General features: G+C 33.9%; 14 protein-coding genes. 3 read left to right on the forward strand and 11 right to left on the reverse strand.

Annotation, left to right across the window (positions count from 1 at the left end):
• Nucleotides 1–44: 44 nt before the first annotated feature.
• Entirely contained in the window at nucleotides 45–701 is a 657-nt protein-coding gene (locus JI750_RS05505) for a CoA transferase subunit B (protein WP_008465572.1), read from the forward strand.
• A gap of 126 nt (nucleotides 702–827) precedes the next feature.
• Here the strand turns inward: JI750_RS05505 and JI750_RS05510 are convergent, their stop codons facing one another.
• Together JI750_RS05510 and JI750_RS05515 are read right to left on the reverse strand one after the other, a co-directional pair.
• On the reverse strand, nucleotides 828–1,355 hold the full coding sequence (locus JI750_RS05510; RefSeq protein WP_177211615.1) for a DUF6646 family protein: 528 nt from the start codon (nucleotides 1,353–1,355) through the stop codon (nucleotides 828–830).
• 48 nt (nucleotides 1,356–1,403) lie between these two features.
• A complete protein-coding gene (locus JI750_RS05515; protein ID WP_201999302.1) occupies nucleotides 1,404–2,138 on the reverse strand; it encodes a metallophosphoesterase family protein in 735 nt (244 codons plus the stop codon).
• Between the two features lie 140 nt (nucleotides 2,139–2,278).
• Here JI750_RS05515 and dinB point away from each other — a divergent pair, with 140 nt between their 5' ends.
• Nucleotides 2,279–3,361: a DNA polymerase IV gene (gene dinB, locus JI750_RS05520; RefSeq protein ID WP_201999303.1), complete on the forward strand. Its 1,083-nt coding sequence runs from the start codon at nucleotides 2,279–2,281 to the stop codon at nucleotides 3,359–3,361.
• Between the two features lie 102 nt (nucleotides 3,362–3,463).
• Nucleotides 3,464–3,964, forward strand: coding sequence for a PAS domain-containing protein (locus tag JI750_RS05525; RefSeq protein ID WP_201999304.1), 501 nt, complete (start codon nucleotides 3,464–3,466; stop codon nucleotides 3,962–3,964).
• Nucleotides 3,965–4,074: 110 nt separating this feature from the next.
• Here the strand turns inward: JI750_RS05525 and JI750_RS05530 are convergent, their stop codons facing one another.
• From JI750_RS05530 to JI750_RS05570, 9 genes are all read right to left on the reverse strand, one after another.
• A complete protein-coding gene (locus tag JI750_RS05530; RefSeq protein WP_201999305.1) occupies nucleotides 4,075–5,679 on the reverse strand; it encodes a fumarate hydratase in 1,605 nt (534 codons plus the stop codon).
• Nucleotides 5,680–5,754: 75 nt separating this feature from the next.
• Nucleotides 5,755–6,504, reverse strand: coding sequence for a hypothetical protein (locus tag JI750_RS05535; protein WP_201999306.1), 750 nt, complete (start codon nucleotides 6,502–6,504; stop codon nucleotides 5,755–5,757).
• A 211-nt stretch (nucleotides 6,505–6,715) separates the two neighbouring features.
• A complete protein-coding gene (locus JI750_RS05540) occupies nucleotides 6,716–8,155 on the reverse strand; it encodes a nucleoside recognition domain-containing protein (protein ID WP_201999307.1) in 1,440 nt (479 codons plus the stop codon).
• Between the two features lie 108 nt (nucleotides 8,156–8,263).
• Complete coding sequence (locus JI750_RS05545) at nucleotides 8,264–9,337, reverse strand: winged helix DNA-binding domain-containing protein (protein WP_201999308.1); 1,074 nt, start codon at nucleotides 9,335–9,337, stop codon at nucleotides 8,264–8,266.
• Between the two features lie 76 nt (nucleotides 9,338–9,413).
• Nucleotides 9,414–10,127 (reverse strand): 3'-5' exonuclease, encoded by a 714-nt coding sequence (locus JI750_RS05550; protein WP_201999309.1) that lies wholly within the window; start codon nucleotides 10,125–10,127, stop codon nucleotides 9,414–9,416.
• Nucleotides 10,128–10,250: 123 nt separating this feature from the next.
• Nucleotides 10,251–10,727 carry a methylated-DNA--[protein]-cysteine S-methyltransferase gene (locus tag JI750_RS05555; protein WP_201999310.1) on the reverse strand — a complete coding sequence of 159 codons (477 nt, stop codon included), beginning with the start codon at nucleotides 10,725–10,727 and terminating at the stop codon, nucleotides 10,251–10,253.
• Between the two features lie 82 nt (nucleotides 10,728–10,809).
• The gene (locus JI750_RS05560) at nucleotides 10,810–12,684 is read right to left on the reverse strand and encodes a DUF2207 domain-containing protein (RefSeq protein WP_201999311.1); all 1,875 of its coding nucleotides are present in this window, start codon (nucleotides 12,682–12,684) and stop codon (nucleotides 10,810–10,812) included.
• 98 nt (nucleotides 12,685–12,782) lie between these two features.
• Entirely contained in the window at nucleotides 12,783–13,352 is a 570-nt protein-coding gene (locus JI750_RS05565; RefSeq protein ID WP_201999312.1) for a hypothetical protein, read from the reverse strand.
• A gap of 127 nt (nucleotides 13,353–13,479) precedes the next feature.
• Nucleotides 13,480–14,295: an SDR family oxidoreductase gene (locus tag JI750_RS05570; RefSeq protein WP_201999313.1), complete on the reverse strand. Its 816-nt coding sequence runs from the start codon at nucleotides 14,293–14,295 to the stop codon at nucleotides 13,480–13,482.
• Between the last annotated feature and the right edge of the window lie 110 nt (nucleotides 14,296–14,405).

The raw sequence follows: 14,405 nt of genomic DNA on the forward strand, positions 1-14,405 counted from the left end.
CATTATCTAATTGGCAAATTCACAAATTGACACATTAAAAACTTATGGCACTTAGTAAAGAAGATATAGCAAAGCGAATTGCAAAAGAGGTAAAAGACCGTTATTTCGTGAATCTTGGAATTGGAATTCCAACTTTGGTAGCGAATTATGTTCGAGAAGATATTGCGGTAGAATTTCAAAGTGAAAATGGAGTTCTAGGAATGGGACCTTTTCCGTTTGAAGGAGAAGAAGATGCCGATATTATCAATGCAGGAAAACAAACCATCACAACGCTTCCAGGTGCAAGTTTCTTTGATTCAGCTTTTAGTTTTGGAATGATTCGAAGCCAAAAAGTAGATTTGACGATTCTTGGAGCAATGGAGGTTTCTGAAAACGGAGACATCGCAAACTGGAAGATTCCAGGTAAAATGGTAAAAGGAATGGGAGGCGCAATGGATTTAGTGGCTTCCGCCGAAAATATCATCGTTGCCATGATGCACGTAAACAAAGCAGGAGAGTCGAAAATCTTAAAAAGATGCACTTTGCCATTAACGGGCGTAGGATGCGTTAAAAAGGTTGTAACTGAGCTTGCAGTACTCGAAGTGACAGAAAAAGGTTTTAAGCTCTTAGAACGAGCGCCAGGTGTCTCAGTTGAGCACATCATCGCCTCAACAGAAGCCGATTTGATTATTGAGGGAGAAATTCCTGAGATGTTAATTTAGGAGATATTGCCACAAAGGCACAAAGACTCGAAGTTATTTTTAAAGAGAAAAATAAAAAACCGCCCAATAAGGCGGTTTTTATCGTAAAAAAAATTTGTGACTTAGTGCCTTTGTGGCAAAAAAATATTATAAGTTGAATGAAGCTCCTAAACTAAAAGTAGCTTGATTATTTAAATGATAAAAAGGATCATTGTTTGAACCGTATTTTGCAATTGGGAATCCGATTTCTGTGAAAACACCAAATCCGTCTGTGAAGAAATAACGACCTCCAACATGACCTCCGAAATTATGTAAACCTAAGCTTAATCCAGGATAAACGTCTAATTCTTTTACACCAATTACACTAGATAAGTTAGCATTGATTCTTGCTTTTGCATCAAAACGATCTGAGAAATCTGGTTCAGCATCATAATAAGCACTAGAACTACCGTGGTAGAAACCATTAAAATTGTCAAATCCTAGGATATAGTTAGCAACAAAACCAAAAGAGAAATTTTCTCCTAAACCAAAATCAACAGAACCTTGAATTCCAGAACCACCATCTTGTAAATTAGCACCTACGTTTACTTTAATATCTCCCTTTCCTTTGAAAGCTTCTTGAGCATTAACAAATCCGAATGTCACTAAAAACAAAAGTGTAATAACCTTTTTCATAAAAATTTAATATTAATTATTGTGGCGCAAATGTAATTTTTAAATAAATTAATTCCTACCTTTTTCGTTAAAATAGAGTTCGTTCAACGGTTCACTTTGCCAGTATTCCTTTGTATCTACATCTAAAATCGTAAGCGGACCTCTAAATGCTGCGCCTGTATCTACGTTCCAAACACAAGCTCTATTTACAGGAACCGTCTCGCCGATTCGGGTAACTGGGGTATGACCAATATAAACTTCCTTGTAAACGGTAAATCTCTTCGGATAGTATATGTCGTCTTCTTTTAATTTTGGGTCTAATGAAAGAGCTGTTTCCCAAAGTGTTCTGTCCCAGTAAAATAGTTTTGAAAAATATTCCCATTTTACACCATTCAAATTGGTAAAACCAGCATGTACAAATAAGCGGTTTTGATCGTCAAGATAATAATCCTGAAGATTTTCTAGAAATTCAATATGGGTTTTCTTTTTCTCTTCAGAAATTTTAGCATAGCCTTCAACAGTAGCTTTCCCGCCATGTTTGTACCACATTTCCTCATCAAAATCATCGTGTCTTTCTTCAAGCCAGTCCAAAGCAAGTTGGTCATGGTTTCCTCTTATGCAGATGATATTTTGTTTGCTTTTTAAATCAATCAAATAGTCAATTACTTCAACAGACTGACTCCAGCCGTCAACGTAATCGCCCAAAAAAATTAGAGTATCTTCTGTAGTAACTTTGGCTCTCTCGAGTACTTGTTCAAGTGCAAGTAATCCGCCGTGAATGTCACCTATAACAAATGTTCGCATTATTTAATTTTTCGAGTAGAAGAACAAAAATAGAAAGAATAATTGGTTTGGACTCATCGAATTCACATTCTTTAAAAATTGATATGATTTATAACTATTTACAGCGTTTTTTTATTGTTTTTCCTTTTTAAATTTGCAATATGTCTGAAACACCAACATATCGTAAAATAATTCACATTGATATGGATGCTTTTTATGCATCGGTAGAGCAGATGGACAACCCAGAGCTAAGAGGAAAACCAGTTGCGGTTGGAGGTTCAGAGAATAGAGGTGTAGTTTCGGCAGCAAGTTACGAAGCTAGAAAGTTTGGCGTTCGAAGCGCCATCAGCGGAGTTTTGGCTAAAAAATACTGTCCAGATATTATCTTTGTAAGACCAAGATTTGATCGCTACAAAGAGATTTCATCCAAAATTCATAAAATCTTTCATGATTATACTGATTTAGTCGAACCGCTTTCGCTTGATGAAGCTTATTTGGATGTTACCAAAAACAAAAAAGGAAATCCGAGTGCAAGTCTTTTGGCGCAGGAAATTAGACAAAGGATTTTTAATGAAGTTGGGCTGACTGCTTCTGCTGGCATTTCAATAAATAAGTTTGTAGCCAAAATTGCTAGTGATTATAATAAGCCAAATGGGCAAAAAACAGTAAATCCTGATGAAGTAGAAGCTTTTCTGGAAGATTTACCTATTCGTAAGTTTTATGGAGTTGGGAAAGTTACGACAGAAAAAATGTATCAGCTCGGAATTTTCACAGGAACCGATTTGAAAAGTAAATCTTTAGAGTTTCTAGAAAAACACTTTGGAAAATCGGGAACGTTTTATTATCATGTTGTTCGTGGTATTCATAATAGCGAAGTAAAATCTTCTCGAATAACCAAATCGGTAGCGGCAGAACATACTTTTGATGTGAATTTGTCTTCCGAGATTTTTATGATGCAACAATTGGAGCGCATTGCAGCGTCGTTAGAAAAACGCCTTAAAAGGCATAATATTTCGGGAAAAACTATCACACTCAAAATCAAATACAGCGATTTTACGCAACAAACGAGAAGTAAAACCTTGCCTTATTTTATTTCTGATAAAAGTTTGATCATGGAAAACGTTGAGGAATTATTGTATCAGGAAAAGATGAAAGATTCTGTTAGACTGCTTGGAATTTCGTTGAGTAATTTGAATACCGAAGTGAAAAAAGCAGTTGTAGTTCAGTTAAAATTTACATTTTGATAACGCTTATTAAGCGTTTATTAAGATTTTGAGTTTTTAATAACAAGATTTTTCCTGTATCTTTGAAGAAAAAGATCTATCAATCTCTTGAATTATTTTGATATGAAAAATAAAAATTCTGATGATTCACTGCAGCGAAATTCAGTCCCAATCCTATCTTGGGATTTTCATTATGAATATCTAAATGAATTAAAAGCGTTAAGCACTGATCTGGAGAGAGTCAGTAAGTTTTCAAATGAATTTGTTTGGGATGAAAATAAGCTTAACATTCGGGAAAGAATCAAAAACGAGGTGGTTTTAATAACCGACTTAGATTTGAAAATAGTTTTCGCGTCAAGCGGAATAAAAAAAATGACGGGTTATAAGGAAGAAGAAATTTTAGGGAAAACCCCAAAAATGTTTCAAGGCCCGGCAACTTCACAAAAGGATTTAAAGGAAATTAGAGAAGCGGTAAAAAAGAAAATCCCTTTTGCGAAAACCCTCGAAAATTATAGAAAAAACGGTCAAACCTATAAATGTAAAATTGAAGCCTCACCAGTCTATAACCTAAAAGGCGAAATATCTCATTTTATAGCTTTTGAAAAACAGGATTTAAGCGCTTAATTTGCCACAAAGGCACTAGGACACAAAGACGTTTTTAAGAAGAAAAAAGAAAGCCACCTATTGGTGGCTTTTATTATAAAAAAACTTAGTGCCTTTGTGGCAAAACACTTTTATAAGTTAGCAAAGAAATCATTTCCTTTATCATCAGTGATAATAAACGCAGGGAAATCTTTAACAGTGATTTTACGAACAGCTTCCATTCCTAATTCTTCAAAATCAACAACTTCTACTTTAAGAATGTTGTCTTGAGCCAAAATAGCAGCAGGGCCTCCAATAGAACCTAAGTAGAATCCGCCATATTTGTTGCAGGCGTCAGTAACTTGTTTGGTACGGTTTCCTTTTGCAAGCATAATCATACTTCCGCCATTTTTCTGGAATTCATCAACATAAACGTCCATACGACCAGCAGTTGTTGGTCCGAAACTTCCAGAAGCCATTCCATCTGGAGTTTTTGCAGGGCCAGCGTAATATACTGGGTGGTTTTTGAAATACTCTGGCATTGGTTTTCCAGCATCTAATAATTCTTTGATTTTTGCGTGAGCAATATCTCGAGCTACAATTACAGTTCCGTTTAGTTTTAAACGTGTTTTAACTGGATATTGAGACAATTTAGTCAAAATATCTGCCATTGGCTGATCTAAATCAATTTCTACAGGAGCTTCTAAGTGTGGAGCTGTTTCTGGTAAAAATTGTTTAGGATTTGTTTCTAACTGCTCAACGAATATTCCGTCTTTAGTGATTTTTCCTTTAATGTTTCTGTCTGCAGAACAAGATACTCCTAATCCAACCGGACAAGAAGCTGCGTGACGAGGCAAACGGATTACACGTACGTCATGCGTAAAATATTTTCCTCCAAACTGCGCTCCAATAGCACTTTCTTGACAAATTTTCTGAACTCTTTCTTCCCATTCGTGATCACGGAAAGCTTGGCCTGCCATATTTCCAGAAGTTGGAAGATGATCATAATATCCAGCAGATGCTTTTTTAACAGCGCTTAAGTTTGCTTCTGCAGAAGTTCCGCCAATTACCAACGCCAAGTGGTATGGAGGGCAAGCAGAAGTTCCTAAATCTTTGATTTTGGTACGAATGAATTCATCTAATGATTTTTCATTCAACAAAGATTTAGTTTGCTGGTATAAATACGTTTTGTTTGCAGATCCTCCACCTTTTGCCATGAACAAAAAGTCGTAAGAAGTTCCTTTTTTAGCATAAATATCAATTTGCGCTGGAAGATTTGAACCAGAATTCTTTTCTTCAAACATCGAAATTGGAACAATCTGAGAATAACGTAAATTTCTTTTTTGGTAAGTATTGAAAATACCACGGCTTAACCATTCTGCATCATCAACACCAGTAAAAATGCTTTCGCCTTTTTTAGCCATTACAATTGCAGTTCCTGTATCCTGGCAACTTGGCAACTGGCCTTCGGCAGCTACAGAAGCATTTTGAAGCAAATTGTAAGCTACGAAACGATCGTTGTCTGTTGCTTCTGGATCGTCAAGAATTTTTCTTAGTTTTTGTAAATGAGTCGTTCTCAACATAAACGAAACATCTGTCAAAGCTTCTTCAGCCAATAATTCTAAACCTTTTGGATCAACGGTTAAAACTTCGCGTTCTCCAAATTTTTCAACTTTCACAAAATCAGAAGTGATTTTGCGGTACTGCGTATCATCCTTTAAGATCGGATAAGGATCTTGGTATATAAAATCGATCATTGTTTTGTTTTTTTACAAATTTAGAAATTATTTACCTAAGAAAGAATTTGAATTAGGACTCTTCTGCAGATGTTTTTATTCTGAAGCGTTAAATTGATCAAACGTCATCTTTTTTTCAAAATATGGTTTGTCTTTGGCAGATAATAACATCTTTTTCCATTTGTTGTCCTTAAGTTCGAAAGATATTGAGTCTGAGTGCTGAAGGATGCCCATATCCATGTTTTCATCTTCGTCTGCAGGTGTAAACGCAACAGTTTTGCAATAAAACGATTTTGGTTCAGATTGTGTAGAAGGATTTACGATTTCAACCCAGGTTCCCCAGCCGCTGTCGGACATAGAGCTCCATTGGTGAACCAATTGTAATCCGGTGTTTTTTAGATAATACAAGTAGTTATCATGCGCATAACCGCAGGCAGGATATCCAAATGTGATTTGTATAAATGGAGAATTTTTAGAAGTTTCAGATGTTAGTCCATAAGAAGCTGTCCACTCGGAACCTTTTTGGAAACTTTTTATCGCAACTTTAGAAGATGCGGTTTTGATTTTATTCTGATAAAAGTCTAACCTGTATTTTACAGTAACGATACTGTCTTTATCAGCTTGCTGATCTACCAAATGTGCCAAGATAAAATCTGTAGAAGATTCTGTTTCGCCAGTAAAAATGGCCACAGTATCTGTTTTAATAATCTTATCATCAGCTGAAACTTCTAATGTCTCTTGGGGTTCAATAATTTCAGCCGTTGTGGGTGGTGCAGCATCTGTAGGTTTTGTTTTTTGACATCCGATAAAAATAAGCAAAGAGAAAAAAAGAATGTGGATTTTCATTTTTGGGGATATTTTAATTTGTTTTTTATTTCTAGAGAAACCTCTAAAATATAAAATTATCGGAATTTTTTGAAGAAAAAAAGAAAAGAAGCACATGAATAATACGTTTAATTACGTTCATGGCTTCTTTTAAAACTTTAATTAATTGGTCTTTATTCTTTGTAATAAAGATATTTATAGGTGATTTTTTATTGATGGAAATTATTCTTTTTTAAAAAAACCAAGTTGCTACAAAAATCGCTGTAATAACGCAAACTAAATCTACTAAAAGCATTGTACCTAACGCATAACGAGTGTTTTTGATATTTACTGATCCAAAATAAACTGCGATTACGTAGAAAGTACTCTCGGCACTACATTGAAAAATACTGCTCAATCTAGCTGTTAAAGAATCGGCTCCAAAAGTATTCATCGAATCAATTAAGAAACCTCTCGAACCTGCAGAACTAAACGGACGCAACATAGCAACAGGAAGCGCATTTGTAATTTCTTTGCTTACACCAAGATTCGAAAAGATAAATCCGATGGCATCACTGATGATTTCAAACAAACCACTGTTTCTAAATAATGAGATTGCAACCAACATTCCTAAAACATATGGGAAAATAGTAACTCCCGTTTTCACTCCATTATTAGCGCCAACAACAAAAGTGTCAAAAACAGTAGTATCTGCTTCCCTGAATTTTTTCTCATGTCTAAATGAAAAAATTAGCGTAAATACTATAATTGCAAGTAAGATTAATCCTGAAAGGTTAGAAGTGAAATAATTTTTTCCAATTAAATCTAAATGATTGACATACATTAATAGGCCAACAATTGCCGCAATTAATCCCATTAAACCAATTAGAAGTGAAGCGCTTTTGAAATTGATTTTCTGTTTTACTCCGACAATTAAGAAAGCTGCAATGGTTCCGATAAATGAGGTAATAATACAAGGCAGCATTACATCGGCAGGATTGCTTGCATTTGCAGCAGCGCGATAACCGATAATTGAAGTTGCGATTAAAGTTAAACCAGACGCATGAAGACACATAAACATGATTTGCGCATCGCTGGCTTTGTCTTTTTCAGGGTTTATCTCCTGTAAACTTTCCATTGCTTTCAATCCAAATGGCGTTGCGGCAGAATCTAATCCTAAGAAATTAGCAGCAAAGTTTAAGGTCATGTATGAAATAGAAGGATGGTTTTTAGGAATACTTGGAAACACTTTTACAAATACCGGACTTAAAGCTTTGGCTAAGTTTCCAGAAGCTCCAGAAACGATTAAAAGTTCCATCAGTCCGCAGAAAAAAGCCAAATAGGCAATAAGTGGCAAAATTAAATCGACTAAAGTGCTTTTACAAGTTGGCAGCAAACCATCAGATTTCTGAAGTCCGCTGTAAATTTTTACAGTTTTGTTTTTGTAAACATAAGTCGTGTCAGCATTTAGCGTATCACGATTGATAATCATCGTTTGATCTGGCGCTTTTTTTATGCTGTCTTTTAAGAAAGCAGGAAGCTCTTCGATGTATTTTTCAGAAACTAAAACAGGATCGTCTTTTTTTCCATTTAAAACAGAATCAATGGTATAAGTATTGGCAGTAAATAAACTGACTACAATAAAAAGAATCGAAGAAATAAAAATAACTAACCAAAATCTGCTCAATACCATAATTACATTTTTTTGTAAATGTAATTATTTAGCAATAAAATGCATAAATATTTTATGTAATGAGGAGGGAATTTAAGTTTTGATGTAGCCTAATGAATTGAAATAGAATTATTCAATCACGACTTTGGTTTCCAAATAGGTTTCAAAAGCTTTAATTCCTTCAAATAGAATTTCCTTTTTTGAATTTTCAGTTTCATTAAAAAACTCGGTTTCAATTTTTACATGATCTTTTTTAATCGTCCGTTTCCAGATTCCAATTACTTTTCCATTTTCTAAAATAATCGGTTTAAAAATACCATTATTGGTAAAAGTTTTGGATTGATGATCTCCTGAAAATGAAGCTTCACGCGTTTTGTATGAAATCAAAATTTCGTCAAATGCTGGCAGAAAATGTACGCTTTCGCAAAATTTATCCTCCATAGAACGGTTTTTAGAAAACCAAAAAATCTGATTTTCAATAGTAATATGACTTAATTGCAACTCAATTGCATTAATTGCTTTTTGACAAATTGTTGGTGCAAAACCAGACCACCACGAAAAATCAAGTAAAGTTGCTGGGCCATGGCTTTCAAAATAACGTTGAGCGAGTTTTGCAACTGCTTCCTCCTTTGTTAATTTGGTTTTTGGTTTATCAACTCTTTCTTCGAGTAAAGCATAAGTAATTTGTTTGCCTTTCATTCTTCCATTACAAACTAAACCTTCCAATTCTGCATTCATCATAATGGCAGCGCCTAGAAAATCTTCTTTAGATGTCTTTTTGATACTAAGCTCCTGCATAATTTCATCACGAGTCAGATGATTGTTTCCTGATAATAGCTTTTCAATTGTATTGTTGATCTGATGGAGTTTTTTTTCATCAACACCAAATTTTTTAGCGCCAGAAATAGCAAGCTTTTTTATTTGCGGAGCTGAAACATCCAACATCCAATAAATATCATCGGAAGAAACAAAATGCCAAGTTGGACGCAGAATATGAGTTCTGATAATTTTTCCCGAATTAACTGCTTCCTCAATTTCTTTTTCGCTTGAATTGCAACGAGAACCAATTGCCCATTTTGCCATTGCATAATCCTGAGCCTGCATAGCACCAAAATGATGTACAATTTCTTGAGAAGAACATTGATTTTCCTGATAAAGCTTCTGAGAAGCCATACGGTGATGTGAAATTTCGGAGTGAATCATTTTTTAAACCATATAAGTTATTTGAGTTCATTTAAACAGCGTAGCTAAAAAACTTAGCATCTTAGCAACTTTAAAGTTACACATGAATTATTTCATCATCAATCAATAAATCTTCTCGACGTAAACGCAAGAAAATCTGAGCTACAGCGATTGTATCTTTTTCGCAATACGTAATAATTCTGTCAATATCTTTTTCGACATAATAAACATGGGCAACCTGGCTTCCGTCAATATCGCCTTTTGGCGATGGAACACCAAGAATCTTGGTTAGCAATTTTAAAGAAGTAAAATGCTTGTAATCGCCAAACTTCCATAATTCTAAAGTGTCTAAATGTGGAATTTCCCAAGGTTTTTTTCCAAATAAATTCAGTTTATCCGGAATCGGCATTTGATTGATGATCATTCTTCGGGCAATGAACGGAATATCAAATTCTTTCGAATTATGTCCGCACAGCAAGTGCTGAGGCTGATTAAAATGATTGTTGATCAGATTTGAAAAGTCCTTTAGAATTTTCTTTTCTTCACCAAAAAAAGAAGTTACTCTAAAATTGCGAACATCTCCTTTGATGGTAAAAAAACCGACAGAAATACAGATTATCTTTCCAAACTCGGCCCAGATTCCCGCGCGGTCGTAAAATTCTTCTGGAGAGAATTCGTCTTTTCTTTGATATTGCGTTTTCAAATCCCAAAGCGATTGCATTTCCGCGTCAAGCGAATTAAAGTTCTCTTCTTCAGGAACGGTTTCAATATCTAGAAAGAGAATATTGTTGAGATTAATTTTTTCAATCATATTTTTTTTGCCACGAATTCACGAATTGAACTAATTTATTGCTTATAAATGTACACAAATTTAAATTTTTAATCTATCGTAAATTAAAAATGAATGAATTATCCTGCTTTTTTACGTGGAATTTTAGAATAAACTTTGTTGTAAAGACGGGCTTTCATGTTCTAAAAGCCATTTTTTACGGGATAATCCGCCAGCGTAACCGGTCAAAGATCCGTTTGTTCCGATAACGCGGTGACAAGGCACAACAATCCAAAGCGGATTTTTGCCATTTGCTGAGGCTACGGCACGAATTGCTTTTATATCGCCCAATTTTTTGGTCTGATCCATGTAGCTTACCGTTTTTCCGTATGGAATTTCAAGAAGTGATTTCCAGACTTTCTGCTGAAATTCGGTTCCTTGCGGATTCAGTTTTAAGTCAAAATCGGTTCTTTTGCCTTCAAAATATTCGTTTAGTTGCAAAACGGCATCTTGCAAAACTTCTGGAATTTTCTTAGAAACTTCATTCGTGCCAACATCAGAAACAGAAATTACCGAAATGCCGTTTTCATCTCCAATAATTTTGGTGATTCCTAGGGGCGAAGTGATGAAAACTGTTTCCATAGTTTTTGTGTTTACTACAAAGTTCGCAAAGTTTTTTTAATGATGAAACCAATTTAAGTTTTAATCGTTTTTTGAAAGTAGCTTACCAGCCACCACCGCCTCCTCCGCCACCTCCTCTGCCAGAGCTTCCTCCTCCAGAACTTGCGCTGCTGGAACTGCTAGAAAATGAATTGTAGGAAGTTCTAAAATTTGAAACTGTTCTTGGGGTAAATCCAGAAGTGCTATCGGTGGTTTTAATCCAATTATTTTTGTAATTCTGCATTTTTAAAACGCCTGCAAATTTTAAATTCCACTCTTCTTCAATTCCTAATGCAAAGGCGTACGGAAGAATTTCTTCATAAATTGAAATGGTTTGATCGTTTTCTTCAAGTTTATAATCAAGTAATTCCTGTTCCCATCTTTCGATTTGTAGTTTGGTCTCGGCACCTAATTTGGTATATTTTCCGATGATGTTTAAATAAAGAAAAAATCCAGAAATGATAAGAAGGAATACAGATAAATCTAAAACGGAATAAATATGATCTTTATGGGGTATAAAAAATATACCGAAAAAAAATGCGCCTACAAACAAGAGAAAAAACAAACAGACAGCAGTTACAGAAAAATCATTTTTGCGAAGACTTTTTACTAAACCTCTAAGTAATAAAACCAAAATAACAAAAAATAGGCAGGAGAAAATGCCCGACCATAAAATGATTCCTTTGGCAAAGTGAGAATAAACTAATATTGCAGGAATTGTGATGAGGAAACCGAGCAAAATCTGATTCCAATTTCCTAAATAATAGTCTTCTAAATTATATCTTTTTTCTAATGATTTTTCTAGTTTATTTTCGGCTTCATTAAGGATTAAATGCGCTTTTGAATCTAGTGTAAAAGAATCATTTTCTAGAAACAGTGCGTTTAGAACGATTTCATTTTCTTTATTTAAGTTTTCAGCTTCTTTTACTTTTTCAATAGAATACTCAAAGCCATCCTGCCAGCTTTCTTTTCCATTATCCTTAATTTTTACAAAACCTTTGATAGAAAGCTCTATTATGCTGGCCAAAATATTTTTTTTGCCAACAGATTGATCTTTTATATATGCTAAAACAGGTGCAGAATACAGATTTTTTAAATCAATATTTTTTTGGTTGTTTTCAAGCAAAGGATCTTCTCCATATTTTTTCCAAGAATAGTAATAAAAACCGAGACATATTGTAAGCGCTAGAAAGGCATTAAACATCTTTTCGCTAAAAAGAAATTCTTCCATTTTATAATGAGGTCGAAAGAATGGCTGGTCAACAATTCCTTTAGGAAAACCTGCAGCAATTGTAAATCCTTCTTGCTTTTTCAGATTTTTTGAAGTGAAATACACAAAATTATCCACAATTTTAGCATTACAATCAGTTGCTTTTGATTCTAAAAATCCTGTATAACAATAGCTTTTGATCGCTTTTGCTGATTGTGGAAGAATAACTTTGGCGCTAACATTTTCAATTTCAAAGTCCCAATAATTTCCAGTTACATTCCAATACACTTCATCCAAATCATCATAAGAATGTATTTGGGCTTCTACTTCATAAGTTATTTTGTAAATATGAAGTCCAGTTGGGAGGTATGCTTTTTTACTGCCTATATAAACAGAAATCCATTCCCCATTTCCGGCAAGAGCCATATGATATGGCTCTTCATAACCATTTTTAGTGATGTTTAAAATTGTATAGTAATTGTTTTTAGAAGCCTTTGCAGAGTTACTCTGCAAAGGGAGTTTCCGATAAATTCCATGCTTTATTTGTTGTCCGTTGGCAAAGACTTTTATGGTTTCGGTAACGATCAGATTTCCATTTTTTTTTATTAGAATATCAGAATGAAATTGCTTTATTTTTTCATTTTCAGTGATAGAATCGTTTTGAGAGTAACATTGGAAGATAGTAAGAAGTAAAATGCTAACAGAAAATAGAAACCTAAATTTTTTCATTTGGAAAAACAGTTGTTTTTTTATGAAGGAAAAATAGTGTTTTTATTTATTTTCAGGGTTGATTTTTTTTAAAATACTTTAATTTTTTTAGGAAACAATTAGAAAGTCATTAATAGTCCACAATTTGATTCTTTTGCTTCTTGGTAAATCATAATTAGTTCTTCATACACATTTATAATTTTTTCATCAAAGTTTTCGGTTTCACAGATATCTGCAAAGGCTTCTTTTAAACTTATGAGTTCTCTATGAATATCAGTAATATGTTCAGAATTTACAAAACCAAGTCCCATTTTGCCCGGGTCTAGTGTGAAATTTTTATAACTTAGAAATTCTCCAAGTATATAATATTCACAGTTATATTTCAAATCAAGGTCATCGAATAACTCTAATAACGATTCCCAAACAAAGGATAAACCTAACTCTTGATCGGGATTATAATATTTTGTTAAGGCAAAATCTGCCAGTTCTTGAATATCTTCAGTTTCCAACTCTTCATGCCATTCCTTAGTGAGTTTTTCACCTGAATAGGGTGATTTTAAATTGTCTAAATTTTCATTTATAAATGAAATGAGTAATGTCTCATTTTCTGTATCTCCAGCAGTAAGAATAATTTCTGATAATTCCTTTATGAATGCTGATGTGTTAAACAAAAATGATTTGTGTTCCATTGACATAGCGTTTGCTTTAAAATTTTCGCAAAACTATTTCATGGATGAACTCTTAACGGTCCAAAAAAGATATATTTATGTTGTTTTAAGGTTAATAGAACTTACAATCAATGGGTTTTATAATAGGTTAATAGTTTTCTAAAACGAATTTGTAATTCAGATGGTTTTCAATCTTTTCGCTTGAGATTACTTTTTGAATGTTCGATTTTTCAGAATTGAATTTCGGTGAAGTTAAATTCATTTCAGTCGCTTTTTGAATATAATATTCTTTTCTTGTTGAATGAAAAGGAGCAACAGCATTAAAAAGCTCATTCCATTTAGATTGATTTATGATGGCTTCAATAATGGCAATACAATCTTTCTGATGAATTAAATTTATTGGAGCATCTGGATTTTCTAGGTTTTCTTTTCCGGCAAGAAATTTTACAGGATGACGATCTTCTCCAATTAATCCGCCAAATCGTAAAATTGTACTTTCGAAATTTTGATTTTCTTGAAGAAGCTTTTCGGCTAAAACTAATTGTTTGCCACTCTCGGTGTCTGGATTTGGAATGGTTTCTTCTGTTACAAGACCATTGTCATCTCCGTAAACAGAAGTTGAACTTACAAAAAGCACCTTTTTAACCGTCGATTTTTCTATAAACGGAATTAGGTTTTTGATTTTTTCGACAAAAACTTTCTTCTCAGAACTTGGATCGACTGTTCTCAGTTTTGGCGGAATATCTATAATTAAGATTTCGCTTTCAGCTAGAAAAGAATCAATGTTCTCAGAAATTCCATCGCTTTCAACAGTCACTAAAAACGGATTTATTCCCGCATCTTTCAAAATAGAAAGTTTGTTTTCTGAAGTTGTTGATCCATTTACCGAATTTCCTTTTGCAATTAATGCTTTCGCTAAAGGAAGTCCAAGCCAACCACAACCAAGTATGCTGATTTTTTTCATTTCTTTTAAGGTTACTTTAAGTAATAATCTCGCAAAGTCGTAGAGTCGCAAAGAAAATTAAACTTAGCGTCTTGGCGACTTTGCGAGATTAAAAGTCACAGAGATATTCT

The organism is Flavobacterium tagetis (genome assembly GCF_016735615.1).
GTDB lineage: Bacteria > Bacteroidota > Bacteroidia > Flavobacteriales > Flavobacteriaceae > Flavobacterium > Flavobacterium tagetis.